This window comes from Amycolatopsis sp. NPDC031561 (genome assembly GCF_055580625.1).
In genome coordinates, this window is the sequence record NZ_JBVILA010000022.1 from 23,239 (window position 1) to 39,177 (window position 15,939).

Consider the following 15,939-nt stretch of genomic DNA (forward strand, 5'->3'; position numbering starts at 1 on the left):
CAGGTCGATCTGCTGCTGGCTCAGCGAGACCAGGCCGAAGTCGGACGAGGTGTGCCCGCCCGTCCCCGGTCCCGCGGTGTGGTCGGTGAGCGCGGCCAGCGCGTCGCACCACGCGTCGGCCAGCGCGAGGACGTCGGTCTCGGCGACCGCGCCCGGTGCGTACGTCCAGTCGGCGGTCAGCTCGGGCCGTCCGCCGTGGTCGGTGACGACGACGGTGATCTCCAGCGCGTGCGCCATCGGCAACGTGGGCTCCGTGGCCCCGTTCACCCCGGTGCCGCCGGGTGCCGTCTCCCACGGCTTTTCGGCTTCGGGGACGGCGAACCGGCCCAGGTAGTTGAAGCCGATCCGGGGTGTTTCGAGCGCGGCGAGGCCGTCCCGCGCGGCCGGGTCGAGGTACCGCAGCACCCCGAACCCGAGGCCCTGCTCCCCCGGCACGGCGTGCAGTTGTTCCTTGACCGCCTTCAGCGCCTTGCCCGCCGCGCCGCCGCCGCGCAGGGCGTCGGGCACGTCCACGCCGTCGAGCTTCACCCGCACCGGGTACGCGCTGGTGAACCAGCCGACGGTGCCGGAAAGGTCGGCGCCGTCGAGGAGTTCGGTGCGGCCGTGGCCTTCCAGCTGGACCAGGAGGTCCCGCGGTCCGCGTTTCGCCGCCGCGAGGGCGAGCGCGGTGAGCAGGACGTCCTGGATCCCGGCGCCGTAGGCGGCCGGCACCGTGGTCAGCAACGGTTCGGTCTTGTCCGTCGTCAGGACCCTACGGACCCGCTTGGCCGCGCCGACCCGGTCGCGTTCCGGCTCGGTCGTGCCGAGTCCAGGCTGGACCGGCGCGTCCTCCAGGGTCGCCCGCCAGTGCGGCAGTTCGTCCGCGAACTCCCCTTCGGTCCCGGCCTCGGCGAGCCGGTGCGCCCAGGCACGGAACGACGTTCCCGGCGTGGTCCGCTCACCGGCGAGGGTGGCGGGCAGGATGCGCCAGCTGACGCCGTCCACCGCGAGGTGATGGATCAGCACCAGCAACCGGCCCGGCGCGGCGCCGTTGTCCTGCCAGACGAACCGCACCTGCCTGCCCGCCACGGGGTCGAGGGTTTCCGCGGCCGCCTCGACGTCCGGAGCGCCGAGCGAAAGCACGTCGGCGGCCTGGACCGCGCCGGGCGGGAGCACGTCCAGCGTCCAGTCGCCGGTCAGCTTGGCGCGCAGCATGTCGTGCCGGTCGAGGACGGTCTGGATCCGCTCGGTGAGCTGCTCCAGGGTGAGCCCCGGCGGCGTCACCAGCGTTTGCGCCTGGCTGAACCGGGCGATCGGGCCGTCCAGTTCGCGCAACCAGTGCATCACCGGGGTGATCGGCGTCGGCCCGGTGGCCGCGATCTGTTCGGTGGTCACGGTTTCGGCCGGGGTGCGGGTGGCGGCCAGCGCGGCGAGGTTCGCCACCGTCTTGCGGTCGAAGATGTCCCGGGGCCGGATCTCCAGCCCCGCCGCGCGGGCCCGGCCGGACACCTGGATGGACAGGATGCTGTCCCCGCCGAGGGTGAAGTAGTCGTCGTCCAGCCCGACCGACGGCAGGCCGAGGACGCCCGCGACGATCCCGGCGAGCAGCCGTTCGGCGTCGGTGGCGCCGGTCAGGTCCCCGGTCGCGGCCGGTTCGGGCGGGGCGGGCAGCGCACGGCGGTCGAGTTTCCCTTGCGACGTCAGCGGAAGCTCCGGCAACGGCACGAAGACCGCCGGCACCATGTGGTCCGGGAGCTTCGTCAGCGCCGCCGTCCGGACCTCGTCGAAGTCCGGGTCACCCACGACGTAGGCGACGAGCCGGTTGGCGCCGCGGGCGTCCGGCAGCGCCAGGACCGCGACCCCGGCCACGCCGGGACAGCCCGACAGCACGGCTTCGACCTCGGCCAGTTCGATCCGGAACCCGCGTACCTTGACCTGGTGGTCGGCACGGCCGGCGTAGACCAGCGCGCCGTCGGCACGGTGGCGGGCGAGGTCCCCGGTGCGGTAGAGCCGTCCGGGGCCGAACGGGTTCGCGACGAACCGCGACGCCGTCAGCCCGGACTCGCCGAGGTACCCGCGCGCCAGCCCGGTCCCGGCCGCGTAGATCTCGCCGACGATGCCGGGCGGGACCGGGCGCAGCCGCCGGTCGAGGAGGTAGACGGCGGTGTTGTGCACCGGGCCGCCGATCGGCACCGCGCCCTGGCCCGGCTCGGGCCCGCATTCCCACAGCGTGATGTCCACCGTGGTCTCGGTCGGGCCGTAGGAGTTGAACAACCGCCGGTGCGCGGCCCAGTCCGCGGCGAGCGCGGGCGGGCACGCCTCTCCCGCCACGATCACGACGAGGTCGGCGGGCACCTGTTCGGGCCGGATCGACGCGAGCGCCGCGGGCGGGAGGGTCGCGTGCGTGATGTCCTTTTTGGACAGGAAGGTGGCCAGCGGATCGCCCGCGCGTTCGTCGTCGGGGACGATCACCAGGGTCGCGCCGGTGAGCACGCCCATGCACAGCTCCCACACCGACGTGTCGAAGCTGACCGACGCGAACTGCAGCACCCGGCTGCCCGGGCCGACGCCGAACGCTTCGACCATGGTGTGCGCCAGACTGGCGACCCCGGCATGGCTCACCATCGTCCCTTTTGGACGGCCGGTCGAGCCGGAGGTGTAGATGATGTACGCCCCCGAGGCGGTCGAAACCGGCTCCGCAAGCGTATGCGTCCCGGCCGGGAGAGCGATTCCGTCCAGGATGAGCACCGGCTCGGAGTCGGCGATCATGGCGTCGATCCGCTCGGCCGGGTAGTTCGGGTCGAGCGGCAGGTAGACGCCGCCCGCCTTCTGGATCGCCAGCAGCGCCACGATCAGCTCCGCCGACCGCGGCAGGCGGACACCCACCACCGACTCCGGGCCGACACCGCGTCCGGCCAGCGAACGCGCCAGCTCCGTCGAGCGGCGGTCGAGTTCGGCGTAGGTCAGCGAGGTGTCCCCGTCGACGACGGCCTCGTGGTCCGGACCGGCCGCGGCGATCCGCGCGAACAACCCGGCGATGGTCAGGTCCGCGACCTCGTGCGCGGTGTCGTTGGCGGTCACCAGCAGCTCGTGCCGCTCGGCGCCGGAGAGCACGTCGATGTCGCCCACGGGCGACCCGGGATCGGCGGCGAGTGCCTGGCAGATCCGGGTGAACCGCTCGGCGAGACGTTCGATCTCACCCGGCTCGAAGGCGTTCTCCGCGTACTTCCACGTGACGCGCAGCCTGTCGCCGGGCTCGACGACGAGGGCGAGCGGGTAGTGCGTGTCGTCCGACGCCGTGACCGAACGAAGATCCAGTTCGCCCGAGGCGGCGCGCACGGATTCGCCGTCCAGCGGGTAGTTCTGGACCACCAGCAGGGTGTCGAACAGCTCGCCGGTGCCCGCGAACCGCTGGATCTCACCGAGTCCCGCGTACTGGTGCCCCAGCAGGGCGGCCTGCTCGGCCTGGACCCGGCCGAGCAGGTCCAGCAGCGGTTCGCCGTACCCGGTCCGAACGCGGACCGGGATCGTGTTGGCGAACAGGCCGATGCTGCCGTCCGCGCCGTCGACCTCGGCCGGGCGGCCGGAGACGACGGTGCCGAACACGACGTCCTCGCGGTCGGTGAGCCTGCCCAGCAGCAACCCCCACACGGCCTGGACCAGACTCGTCATGGTCAGCCCCGCGGCACGCAGGACGGCGACGAGTTCGCTCGTCAGCGCTTCCGGCAAGGCGGACTCGTAGTGCCGCGAGATCCGGTCTCCGACGGCCGCGGGTGCGAGCAGCGCCGGTTCGTCGAACCCGTCCAGTGCGGTACGCCAGGCCTTTTCGGTGGCCGTGGCGTCCCTTGTGGACAGCCAGGTGAGATGGTCGCGGAACGGCCGCGAAACCCGCGCCGGTGCCGCGTCCCTGGTGTAGGCGTCGAGCAGGTCGCCGACGAGCAGCGGACCCGACCAGCCGTCGTAGAGCAGGTGGTGCGCGGTCAGCAGGAGGACCGCGCCCCCGCCGGGACGGCGGATCAGGGTGAGCCGCAGCAGCGGTGGCTCGCCGGGGTCGAACCGGTCCGCCAGGTCCGCCTCGGCCAGTGTCTCGACGTCACCGCCGTGGTGCTCGGCCCAGCGGGGTTCGAGCGCGGCCGGGACGAACTGGATCGGCACGCCCGCTTCCGTGTGGCGGAAACCCGCGCGCAGGGCGGGATGCCGGGCGAGCAGCGCGGCGGCGGCTCGGCGCAGCCGCGGCCCGTCCACCTCGCCGCCGAAGTCCAGCCGGAGTTGCATCAGGTAGGGATCCGAGCCGGTGGCCTCGAAATCGGTCAGGAACAGCAGACCGGTCTGCAGCGGGGTGAGCGGCAGGACGTCTTCGACCGCGGGTAGACCGTCCACATCGGACTGGGCCAGCTCGGCGAGCGGGAAGTCCGACGGCGTGTGGAACGGCTCCCGTACCGCTTCGACCAGTGCCGCGACGGCCTCCTGCCAGCGAGCGGCCAAGGCCCGGACCTCGGTCTCGCCGAGGACGTCCGGGACGAAGGCCCACGACGCGCGGACGACGTCGCCGTCGACGGAGGCGTTGATCTCCAGCGCCGCGGCGACCGCGGTGCCCGGATCGGCGTGGCCGCCCATCGGCTCGGCGGGCGTCCAGTCACCGTCGCCGCCGGTGAACCGGCCGAGGTAGTTGAAGCCCACCTCGGGCTCGGGCAACCCCGGCACGCGGTCGAGGTAGCGCAGCTTGCCGTACTGGAGACCGGCGAGGTCACCGCCCGGCAGGCCGCGCAGCGCGGACTTGACGCCCTTGAGGGTGGCGACGGGATCGCCACCCTGGTCGAGCGGGACGGGGTACCGCGAGGTGAACCAGCCGACCGTGCGCGAGATGTCCGGGCCGAGGTCCGCCCGGCCGTGGCCCTCCACGGCCACCAGCAGCGGTTGCCGCGCGGCCGTCACGAGCGCGGCCAGCAGGACGTCCTGCACGGTCCCGTGCGCGTGGACCGCCACGCCGGGAAGCCCCGCCCACGGCAGTTCGACCTCGAACTTCGCCGCCGTGGCGACCAGATCCGTCCGGGGATCGACGGGACGGCGGCCGAGGCGCGGGAAGGGACGGTCCAGGAACGACCGCCAGGCCGCGGGGTCGGCGTCGATCCGGGCGGCTTCCCGCGCCCAGCGGGCGAAGCTGCCACCGGTGGCAACAGGAGCGCCCGCCAGGTCCTCCATGAGGATCCGCCAGGAAACACCGTCGACGACGAGGTGGTTGACCACCAGCAGGAGCCGCCGCCGCGACGGGCTCCAGACCGCGCGCAGCAGGACACCGGCCGCGGGGTCCAATGCGGACAGTGCGCGTTCGCGTTCTCCCGCCAGGTCTTCGACGACGCGGACGGCGGGAGCACCGGTGGCGCCGGGCACGAGACGTCCGTCTTCGGTGAGCCGGCTCCCCAGCTCCGGGTGCCGGACGAAGAGGTCGTCGAGCTTGCGCTGGAGGGTCGCGGCGTCGAGATCCGCCGGCGTGGTCAGGAACAGCCATTGCGCGAAGCGGTCGAGGTCGCCACCGCGTTCGGCCGCCCACGCCATGATCGGCGTGCGGGCGATCTCGGCCGGTTCCGGTTCGGCCTGCCCGGATTCCCCCTGCCCGGATTCGACCAGGGCACCGACGCGTTCGGCGAGTGCCAGCGGCGTGCCGAGTTCGACGACGTCCCGGGCGCGGACCGCCAGTCCGGCGGCCCTGGCCCGGCCCACCACGCGCAGGGACAGGATGCTGTCCCCGCCGAGGCCGAAGAAGTGGTCCTGCTCGCCCACCGCCGGCAGGTCGAGCACTTCGGCGAAGATGTCCGCGAACAGCGCCGCGGTGGCGTTCCCGCTTGTGGACGCCGTGACCTCGGCTCGCGCACCGGGTTCCGGCAGCGCCGCACGATCGAGCTTTCCGCTGTGGGTCAAGGGGAACTCGCCGAGTGGCACGATCACGTCCGGCACCATGTACGAGGGCAGGTGGTCCCGGCAGTGCGCCAGCACCCGCTCGGCGTCCACGGTGGACGACGCGGTGACGTACCCGGCCAGGCCGCCCGGACGGGCGGCCACGACGGCACCGGTGATCCCGGGGACGGCGCCGAGGACGTGTTCGATCTCGCCGAGCTCGATGCGGAAACCCCGCACCTTGACCTGGTGGTCGGCGCGGCCGAGGTAGTCGATCTGCCCGTCTTCGGTCCAGCGGGCGAGATCGCCGGTGCGGTACATCCGGCCGCTGTGGAAGGGGTTCGTTACGAACCGTTCCGCCGTCAGGCCGGGTCGGCCGAGGTAGCCGCGGGCCAGCCCGCCCGCCAGGTACAGCTCACCCGTGACGCCGGGCGGGACGGGGTTGAGATCGCGGTCCAGGACGTAGCACCGGCATCCGGCGATCGGCGCGCCGATCAGCACGCGTTCGCCGTCGGCCACCGGCCAGCTGGTCGCGTACACCGTGGCCTCGGTCGGACCGTAGATGTTGAGCAGGCGCGCGTCCGGGAGCGCGGTCCGGATGGAGCGCACCAGATCCGCGGACAAGGCCTCGCCCGCGAGAGCGAAGGTGCCGACCTCGAGCCCGGAGAGATTCTGCTCGAAGACGCCCGCGATCGCCGACGGCACTCCGCAGACCAGGCTCAGCCGGTCGCCGTCCGTCGCGTCGGCCAGCGAGAGGACGTCGGGGACGACGTCGATCCGCCCGCCGCTGAGCAACGGGGCGAAGATCTCGAAGACGGACACGTCGAAGGTGACAGGAGTCGACGCGAGGACCCGCGACAGCCCCGCTTCGCCGAAGGTGGCGCGACCCCAGTCGACCAGTCCGACGACGCTCTCGTGGTCGACGACCACGCCCTTGGGGCGGCCAGTCGAACCCGACGTGTAGATCACGTACGCCGCGTTTCCGGGCCGCACGACGACGTCGGCGTCACCCGACGGCTCGAAACCGTCCAGTGACAGGTGCTCGAAGCCGTCGTAGAACGTGTCCATGGTCAGCACGAGCGCGGGCCGCGCCTCGGTGAGGACGCCCGTCACGCGTTCGGCCGGGTGGCCGAGGTCGATCGGCAGATAGGCGCCACCCGCCTTGTGCACGGCGAGCATCGCGACGATCAGGTTCACCGAACGGGGCAACGCCAGTGCGACGACGGATTCCGCGCCGACACCGCGGTCGGTGAGCGCCCTGGCGAGACCGCGGGCGGCCGCGTCGAGCTCGGCATAGGTCAGGCTCGTGTGCTCGTCGGTGACGGCGATCGCGTCCGGCGTGCGACGGGCCTGCGCCCGGAACTCGCCGGCGAGAGTCCGTCCACTGTGGATCTCGCCGGTCTCGTTGAACGCGTGGACGACGAGGTCCCGCTCGGCGGCGTCGGCGATGCCTAGGCTGCCGACCGGAGCGGTCCCGTCGGCCACGACGTCGAGCAGGACCCGGACGAACCGGTCCAGCAGCACGGCCGCGGCCTTCTCGCCGAAACCGGGCTGGAACTTCAGCCCGACGTACAGCCGTTCCTCCGGCGCGACGATCAAGGTGACCGGGTAGTGCGTGGCGTCCACCGGCGGGCCGCCGGTCACGCGGAGATCCCGGCCCGCGTCCCAGCTCGACGCCGCCGGGTAGTTCTCGACCACGAGCAGCGTGTCGAACAACTCGCCGATCCCCGCCTCGCGCTGGATCTCGGCGAGCCCGATCTGGTGGTGGTCCAGCAGTTCCGCCTGCTCGTGCCGCACCCGCGAGAGCAGGGCGTCCACCGTTTCGCCCGGCCGCGGCGAGATCCGCACCGGCAGGGTGTTGATGAACAGGCCGGCCATCTCGGTGCTGCCCGCCAGCTCCGCCGGACGACCGGAGACCGTGGTGCCGAACACGACGTCGGCCCGGCCGGTGAGCCTGCCCAGCAGGATCGCCCAGGCGACCTGGACCAGGGTGTTCACCGTGCAGCCGAGGACGCGGGCGCGTTCCGCCACCGACGCGGTCACGTCGGCGTCGAGTTCACGGTGGAGGTGTTCCGGCCACCGCGGCTCACCGGAGCCGGGGGCGAGCAGCGTCGGCTCGTCGAGCCCGGCCAGCGCGGCGGCCCAAGCGGCGCGATCCGCGTCTTTGTCCACTGTGGACAGCCAGTGCAGCTGATCGCGGTGCGGGCGCCGCACCGGCGCCTCGGCGCCGCCGTACGTGGCGAGCAGTTCCCGTGCCAGTGACAGGGAGGACCAGCCGTCCAGCAGGACGTGATGGTGGCAGATGAGCAGGCGGTGATGCCCCGGGCCGCCCCGTAACAGGGCGAACCGGATCAGCGGAGCCCGGTTCAGGTCGAACCGGGCTCGGCGAAACCGCTCGACGGCCGCCTCGGTGAGCGTTCCTTCTTCCCACGCCAACGCGGGTTCGGGCAGGACCACCTGGACGGGGTCACCGTCGGCCCGCAGCCGGAATTCCACGCGCAGCGCGGAGTTCCGCCGCACCAGCTGCCCGGCGCACGCGCGCAGCCTGGCGGTGTCGAGCTCCCCGGCGAGGTCGAAGGACAGGAGAACGGTGTAGACGTCGGTCTCGGCGTCCTGGGCCAGCAGACCGGCCTGCAGCGGGGTGATCGGCAGGATGTCCTCGACGTCGCCGAATTCGTCCACTTCGGACTGGGTGAGCGTGACCAGCGGGAAGTCGGACGGCGTATGGCCACCGCCTTCGGTCAGCGCGGTGATCGCGCGGTGCCAGGCGTCCAGCAGGGCGTCGATGGGCTCACTGGACGACCAGCGCGCCTTGAGCACACCGTCTTCGACCAAAGTGGACACTTCGATCGGATGCGACGCGGCCAGCTCCGGATCGGCGCCGCCCGCCAGGAAACCGAGACCGTCCACCGGGGCGAAGTCCCGGTCGTCCCGGACGGCCCGGCCGAGGTGGTTGACCAGGAACGGTCGCGGCGCGCCGGGGACACGGTCGCGCAGCGGGCCGTAGCCCGTGCCGCCGTCCGGGACCGCGGCGAGGGTTTCCTTGACCCGCTTGAGGATCTGTTCGGGAGTGCCGTCGAGGGACACCCGGATCGGGTACAGGCTGGTGAACCAGCCGACGGCGGAATCGGCGGCGCGCAGGCCGTCCCGGCCGTGCCCTTCGAGATCCGCCCGGAGTTCGCGCTCGCCCCAGACCTCCCGGGCGGCCAGCCCGAGCGCGGCGAGGAGGACTTCTCGCGTTCCGGTGTGGAACGCGCGCGGGATGTCGCTGACGACGGCCCGGGAAAGGTCCGCGGGCAGTTCGGTGACGACATGCCGGAGGTCACCGACCGTGCCGGTGCGCAGTTCGACGCTCGTCCCGGCCGCCATGTCGGTCCAGAAGGCGGTCTGTGTCTCGTCCGCGGTCAGCGACGCCGCCCAGTCACGGGCCACGAAGTCGCCCGGGCGCAGCGGCTCCCCCGCCCAGCCCGCGGCGAACTCGGCGCCGATGACCGGCCACGAGACGGCGTCGACCACGAGGTGGTGCGCCACCACCAGCAGCCGGTCCGGCAGGAAGTGGACACCACGCAGCACGACACCGGCGTGGGGATCGAGCGCGGCGATCTCGCGCTCCAGCTCGGCTCGCGGGTCGGCCTCGGCGAGCACCGCGCGCAACGAGACCCTGGCCTCGTGGGGAGAACGGATCTCCAGCGTGTCACCGGTCAGCCGCGCCCGCAGGAAGTCGTGCCGGGCGACGAGCCTGGTGAACAGCCGCGCCAGGTCACCGGTCCTCACCCCGGCCGGGACCCGGAGCAGGGTGGCCTGGCTGTACCGGTCGATCGGGCCGCCGCGCTCCAGCAGCCAGCGCAGCATCGGGGTCGGCGCCACCGGCCCGAGCCGTTCGGCCGCGGTGGCGGGTACGGCGCGGTCGTCGATCTCCCGGACCCGGGTGGCCAGTTCGGCCACGGTGCCCGCCTCGACGACGTCGCGCGGGGTGACGAGCAGCCCGGCCCGGCGCAGCGCCGCGACCAGGTGGATCGCGCTGATGCTGTCCCCGCCCGCGGTGAAGAAGCCGGTGTCGGCACCGATTTCACTCCGCCGCAGCACTTCCGCGAACGCATCGGCGACGGCGGCTTCCCGCGCGTCCCGCGGCGCGATCGTGGCCACCGTGGTCTCCCCCGGCGGCTCCGGCAGCGCCGCGCGGTCCAGCTTTCCGTTGCGGTTCACCGGGAACGCGGCCAGCGGGACCAGCACCGACGGCACCATCGCCGCGGGCAGCGCGGCGGCCAGTCCGGCGAGCACCGGAGCGGGATCCACGGTCGCGGGCACGCAGTAGGCGACGAGCCTGCCGTCACGGACCACGACCACCGCGCCGTCGACGCCGGGCCGGGCGACCAGCCGTGCCTCGATCTCGCCCGGTTCGATGCGCTGGCCCCGGATCTTGACCTGATGGTCGGTGCGGCCGAGGTAGACGAGCGCGCCGTCCGGGCGCCGCCGCACGAGGTCGCCGGTCCGGTACATACGGCCGCCGGAGGGGCAGGCCACGAAGCGTTCGGCGGTGAGGCCCGGCCGGTCGCGGTAACCGCGCGCCAGCTGGACACCCGAGAGATACAGCTCGCCCGGCACCCCGGCCGGGACCGGGTTCAGCCTCGCGTCGAGCACGAGCACACCGGTGTTCCAGACCGGGACGCCGATGGGCACCGGTGCCTCTCCGGCGGAGGTGTCCCACTCGGTGACGTCCACCGCGGCCTCGGTCGGGCCGTAGAGGTTGTGCAGCGGGGCGCGGAAGACCGCCCCGGCTTTGGTGACCAGATCGGCGGGCAGTTCCTCGCCGCTGCACACCACGCGGCGCACCGAACCCAGATCGTGCGGCACCCCGGCCGCCACGAACGCCGCCAGCATCGACGGGACGAAGTGGACGGTCGTCACCCGCTCGGCCTCGATCAGCGCGGCCAGGCGGCCCGGGTCGCGGTGATCGCCCGGTTCCACGACGACCAGCGCCGCCCCGGTGATCAGCGGCAGGAAGAACTCCCACACCGAGACGTCGAAGGTCGCCGGGGTCTTCTGCAGCACCCTGTCGCCCGTGTCGAAGCCGTAGCGGTCGGCCATCCACAGCAGCCGGTTGACGATGGCGCGGTGCTCCACCAGCACACCCTTGGGCCTGCCGGTGGAGCCGGAGGTGTAGATCAGGTAGGCGGCGTTGCCCTGGCCGATGCCGGCGGGGGCGAACCCGTCGCCGTCGGGCAGGTCGTCCGCCGAGACGACGGCGTCCGGCGACGCGTCGGCGAGCAGTTCGCGGACGCGCTCGTCGGGCAGTTCCGGATCGACCGGCAGGTAGGCCGCCCCGGCACGCAGGACGCCGACCAGGGCGACGATCAGATCGACCGAACGCGGCAGGACCACCGCGACGATCGATTCGGGGCCCACCCCGCGGTCCCGTAGCCCGGCGGCGAGCCGCGCGCTGCGCTCGTCCAGCTCCCGGTAGGTCAGCCGGCTTTCCCGGAACACCAGCGCTTCGCGGTCGGCGTGGTCGGTGAGGGCCCGTTCCAGCAGCGCCGTCAGCGTGACGGGCGGGACGTCGTGCGCGGTGTCCGGCCGGGTCAGTTCCGCGGGCAGCAGGACCGGCACGTCCGCGACGGGCTCGTCGGCCGAGGCGACCAGGTCGCCGAGGACCTGGACGAACCGGCCGGCGAACAGGGCCGCCTCGTCGGCGTCGAACAGATCCCGCGCGAATTCGAGGAATCCGCCGAGCCCGTCGCCGGTCTCGGTGACGTTGAGGGTGAGGTCGAATTTGGCCGTACCGGTGGGGATCAGGTCCAGTTCGGCGTCGAGCCCGGCGAACCCGCCGTCGCCGTCCGGCGTGTTCCGGTAGGCGAACAACACCTGGAAGAGCGGATGCCTGCCCGGTACGCGCGGCGGCGCCACCCGGTCGACGACCTGGTCGAACGGCACGCCGTCATGGGCGAGCGCGGCCAGGCCGGTCCGGCGGACGCGGACCAGCAACTCGCGGAACGTCGGCCGCCCGGACAGATCCGTGCGCAGCACCACCGTGTTCACGAAGAACCCGACCAGCGGGTCCAGCGTTTCGGCGGGCCTGCCCGCCACCGGGACACCGATCGGGACGTCCGTACCCGCGCCGCAGCGCGAAAGCACGGTCGCCAGCGCCGCGTGGAGGACCATGAACACACTGGTGCCGGTCTCGGCCGCGAGTTCCCGGATCCGTTCGTGCAGGCCGTCCGCCAGATCCAGGTCCAGCACCAGGCCGAGGCCGCCCGGGTTGCCCGGCCGCTTCCGTCCACTGGGGACGGGGAGGTCGTCGGGCAGGCCGTCCAGCTCCGCCGCCCAGAAGTCCAGCTCGGCCGAGACGGGAAGACCTTGGTGCCACAGGGTGTAGTCCGCGTACTGCACCGCCGGCGGAGTCCACTGTGGAGCGTGTCCGGCCGAGCGAGCGGCGTACGCGGTCTCGAGGTCGGCGATCAGCGGTCGCAGCGACCATTCGTCGGTGGCGATGTGGTGCGTGGTCAGCACGAACACGTGGTCCTCGGCCCCGAGTACGATCAGCGCCGCGCGGACCGGCGGCTCGGCGTCGAGGGCGAACGGGCGACGGCTGTGCTCGGCGATCACCGACGGCAGTTCGTCCCCGGTGCTTTCCAGCACCTCGCAGACGGCGGACGACGGCGGCAAGACCTGTTGCCACGGCTCGGTTCCGTCGTCGTGGTAGACGGTGCGCAGCGGTTCGTGCCTGGCGATCACGTCGTCGAGGGCCGCGACCATCGCCCGGCGATCGAGCGGGCCGCGCAGGCGCAGGCTCAGCGGCAGGTTGTAGGCGGCACTGGAGGGTCCGGCGAGGGCCTGCAGCAGCCACATCCGGCGCTGCCCCGCGGAAAGCGGCAGCCGCTCGGGCCGGATCGCGACCGGGATGTCCGGCCTCGCCGGGGCGAGGTCGTCGAGGCCGCGGATCAGCGCGGCGGGTGTCGGAGCGTCGAACACCGCGGCGATGGGGACGTCCACGCCGAATTCCGCGCCGAGACGGGCGCTCAACCGCATGGCGAGCAGGGAATGCCCGCCGAACCGGAAGAAGTCGTCTCCGGGGCCGAAGCCCGGGACGCCGAGGACGTCGGCGAAGGCCCCGCAAAGCCGGGCGAGGCGGGGGTCGGTGACGGCCTCGCCGGATCCGGTGTGGGTCCGGTTCGCCAGCGCCAGGCGGTCGACCTTTCCGTTGGGGGTCAGCGGAAGCACGTCCACCGACACGAGCAGGCCCGGCACCATGTAGTCCGGGAGCCGCCGCGCCAGTTCCGCGCGCAGGTCCCCCGTGTCACCGGTCGGCACGTAGTACCCGGCGAGCCCCGCGCCCACCGCCACGACCGCGCAGTGCCCGACGCCAGGAGCCTGCCCGAGAACGGCTTCGACCTCGCCGAGTTCGACCCGGAAACCGCGGACCTTCACCTGGTGGTCGGTCCGGCCCAGGCAGTCGAGATCACCGGTTTCGGTCCAGCGCGCGAGGTCGCCCGTGCGGTACATCCGGCCGCCGCCGAAAGGATCGGCGACGAACCGCGAGGCGGTCAGCCCGGGTCTGCCCAGGTAGCCCAGCGTGACCCCGGAGCCCGCCAGATAGAGCTCGCCCGTCGCGCCGGGCGGGACCGGCCGGAGCGCGGTGTCGAGGACGTAGGCGTGGGTGTTGTGCAGGGGGCGCCCGATCAGCGGCCGGTCGGCGCCCGCCAGGTCGATTTCGTGCGCGGTGGACCAGATCGTCGTCTCGGTCGGTCCGTAGACGTTGGTCACGCCCGCGGTCGTCGCGCTCAGCGTGCGGGCCAGCGACGGCGGCAGTGCCTCGCCGCCGACCAGCGCGCGGACGCCACGCAGGGCGAGCGGCGCGGATTCGGCGAGTGCCTGCCACAACGACGGCGTCGCCTGCATCGCGGTGATCCGTTCCCGGCCGAGCAACGCGCTCAACCGGGCCGGATCCCGGGTGTCCTCGCGGCCCGCGAGCACGATCGCCGCGCCGTCGAGCAGGGGCAGGAACAGTTCCAGGGCGGCGATGTCGAAACTGACCGTCGTGACGGCCAGGAACCGGTCGGTGGCACGGAACGCGAACCGTTCGCGCAGGGAGGCGAGGAGGTTCGCCAGATTGCGCCGGGTGACGACGACACCCTTGGGACGTCCGGTCGAGCCGGAGGTGTAGAGCACGTAGGCGGGCGCGTCGAGCGGCGGCTCCGGAAGCGGCACCGGAGCGGCGGGCAGGCCACCGGCGAGCCACGCGGGGTCGACCACCAGTGCCGGAGCGGCGTCCGCGAGCATGAATTCCACGCGTTCGGCGGGGAAATCGGGATCCAGCGGGAGGTAGGCGGCACCGGCCTTGAGCACCGCCAGCAGGGTCACGACGAGATCGACACCGCGCGGCAGCGCGACGGCGACCAGGTCCCCCGGCCGGACGCCCTCCGCGAGGAGCCGGGCGGCGAGTCTCCCGGACCGGTCGTGGACGTCGTCGTACGACAGCCGGGATCCCGCGTCCCGGAGGGCGATCCCGGCACCACCGGGGATCGCGCTCAAGACGTCGAACCGGTCGTGCGCGGTCGGTTCCGAACAGCCGAGCGCGAGGACCCGGGACCGCTCCCCGGCGCCCGTCACGTCGAACCGGCCCGACGGCAGATCCGGCGCGGCCGAGGCCAAGGCCTCCAGCACACCGACGAAGCGCCGGGCGTGGTCCTTCACCTCGTCCGCGCTGTAGGCGGCCGGATTGGCGTCGACGTCCAGCTCGATCCCGCCTGCGCCCGGCAGGCCCTGCACGGTGAAGGTCAGGTCGTCGACCGGACCGGCCGCCAGGTAGTGCGTGGTGGCGGGCAAGCCGCCGAAGGAGAGGCCGGTGGCGAAGGGTTTGATGTTGATCCACGGCCCGACCAGCCGCCGCGAGCCGAGCCTGCCGAGGTCGCGGCGCAGATCCTCGCCGCGATACCGGTGGTGCGGGCGGGTCAGCTTCAGTTCGGCGGTCACGGTCTTGACCAGGTCTTCCACCGTGGTCGACGCGGTGACCGGGATCCGCAGCGGTACCACGTTGACCGTGGTCGCCGGGATCCGCGCCGCCGGGCCGAGACGGCCCATCACCGGCAGGCCGAGCACGATCTCGGGGGCGCCGGTGACGCGGTGCAGGTAGAGCCCGGCCGCCGCGATGACCAGTTCGGTCCAGCCGGTGCCGAGCCGTTTGGCGAGCGCGGAAAGCGCCTCGAAGCCGGTCGCGTCCAGTCGCGTGCTCTCACGCAGGAAATGGTGTGACGCCGGGACCGGGGCCGCCGGGGAGACGACCTCGGGCAGATCCGCCAGCCTGTCCAGCCAGAACGCGCGGTCAAGCTCGAACTTTTCGGACTCCCGGTACGCCTTCTCGTCGGCGAGGAGATCCGACACCGGTCTGAACGGGCTGTCACCGACGGGTCCGCCCGCGACGAGGGCGGTGTAGATCGCCGCCACGCGCCGCTGGATCAGCCCGAAACCGTAGCCGTCGAGCAGGATGTGATGGCTGAGGAAGAACCAAAGGAAGTGGTCCTTCGCCCGCCGGTAGAGGATCTGTGTCACCAGCGGGCCCGTCGCGGGATCCCGCGCGATGGCGAGTTCCGCGCGCATCGAGGGAACGGGGTCATCGGCGGCGTCCACGATCCGGAGCTCCGGCGTGGCACCCGGCGTCCGCCAGGGCCCCGACTCGTCGTGTCCGAAAAGGACGGACAGCCCGTCGGCCTCGGTCAGCGTCCGGTGTACCGCCTCCTGGAAGGCGGGGACGTCGAGTTCGCCCCGGATCTCCAGGTACTCGCCGGTGTTGTACGCCGGACTGGACTGATCGAGACGCTGCCCGAACCAGACGCCCTGCTGCGCCGCGGTCAGCGGGCTGCGGACGTCATCGTGCGCCGATGACACAGTTGTTCCTTCCCTTGTCTGAAGCAATAGGGCGATCGTGGCGTGCCGAGGAAGCGGTGAGCCCCGGGGCCAGGTGGTTGTGGGGGGGGGGGTTGGGTTTTGCCCCCCACCACACACCCCCCCCCCCCCCACCCCCCCCCCCCCCCCCCCCCCCCCCCCCCCCCCCCCCGCCCCCCCCCCCCA

At 72.9% G+C, this 15,939-nt stretch carries 1 pseudogene; it reads right to left on the reverse strand.

The features are described 5' to 3' along the window. Nucleotides 1-12: 12 nt before the first annotated feature. Nucleotides 13-15,756: pseudogene (locus ACZ5IK_RS33145) on the reverse strand (amino acid adenylation domain-containing protein); the annotation flags it as partial. Between the last annotated feature and the right edge of the window lie 183 nt (nucleotides 15,757-15,939).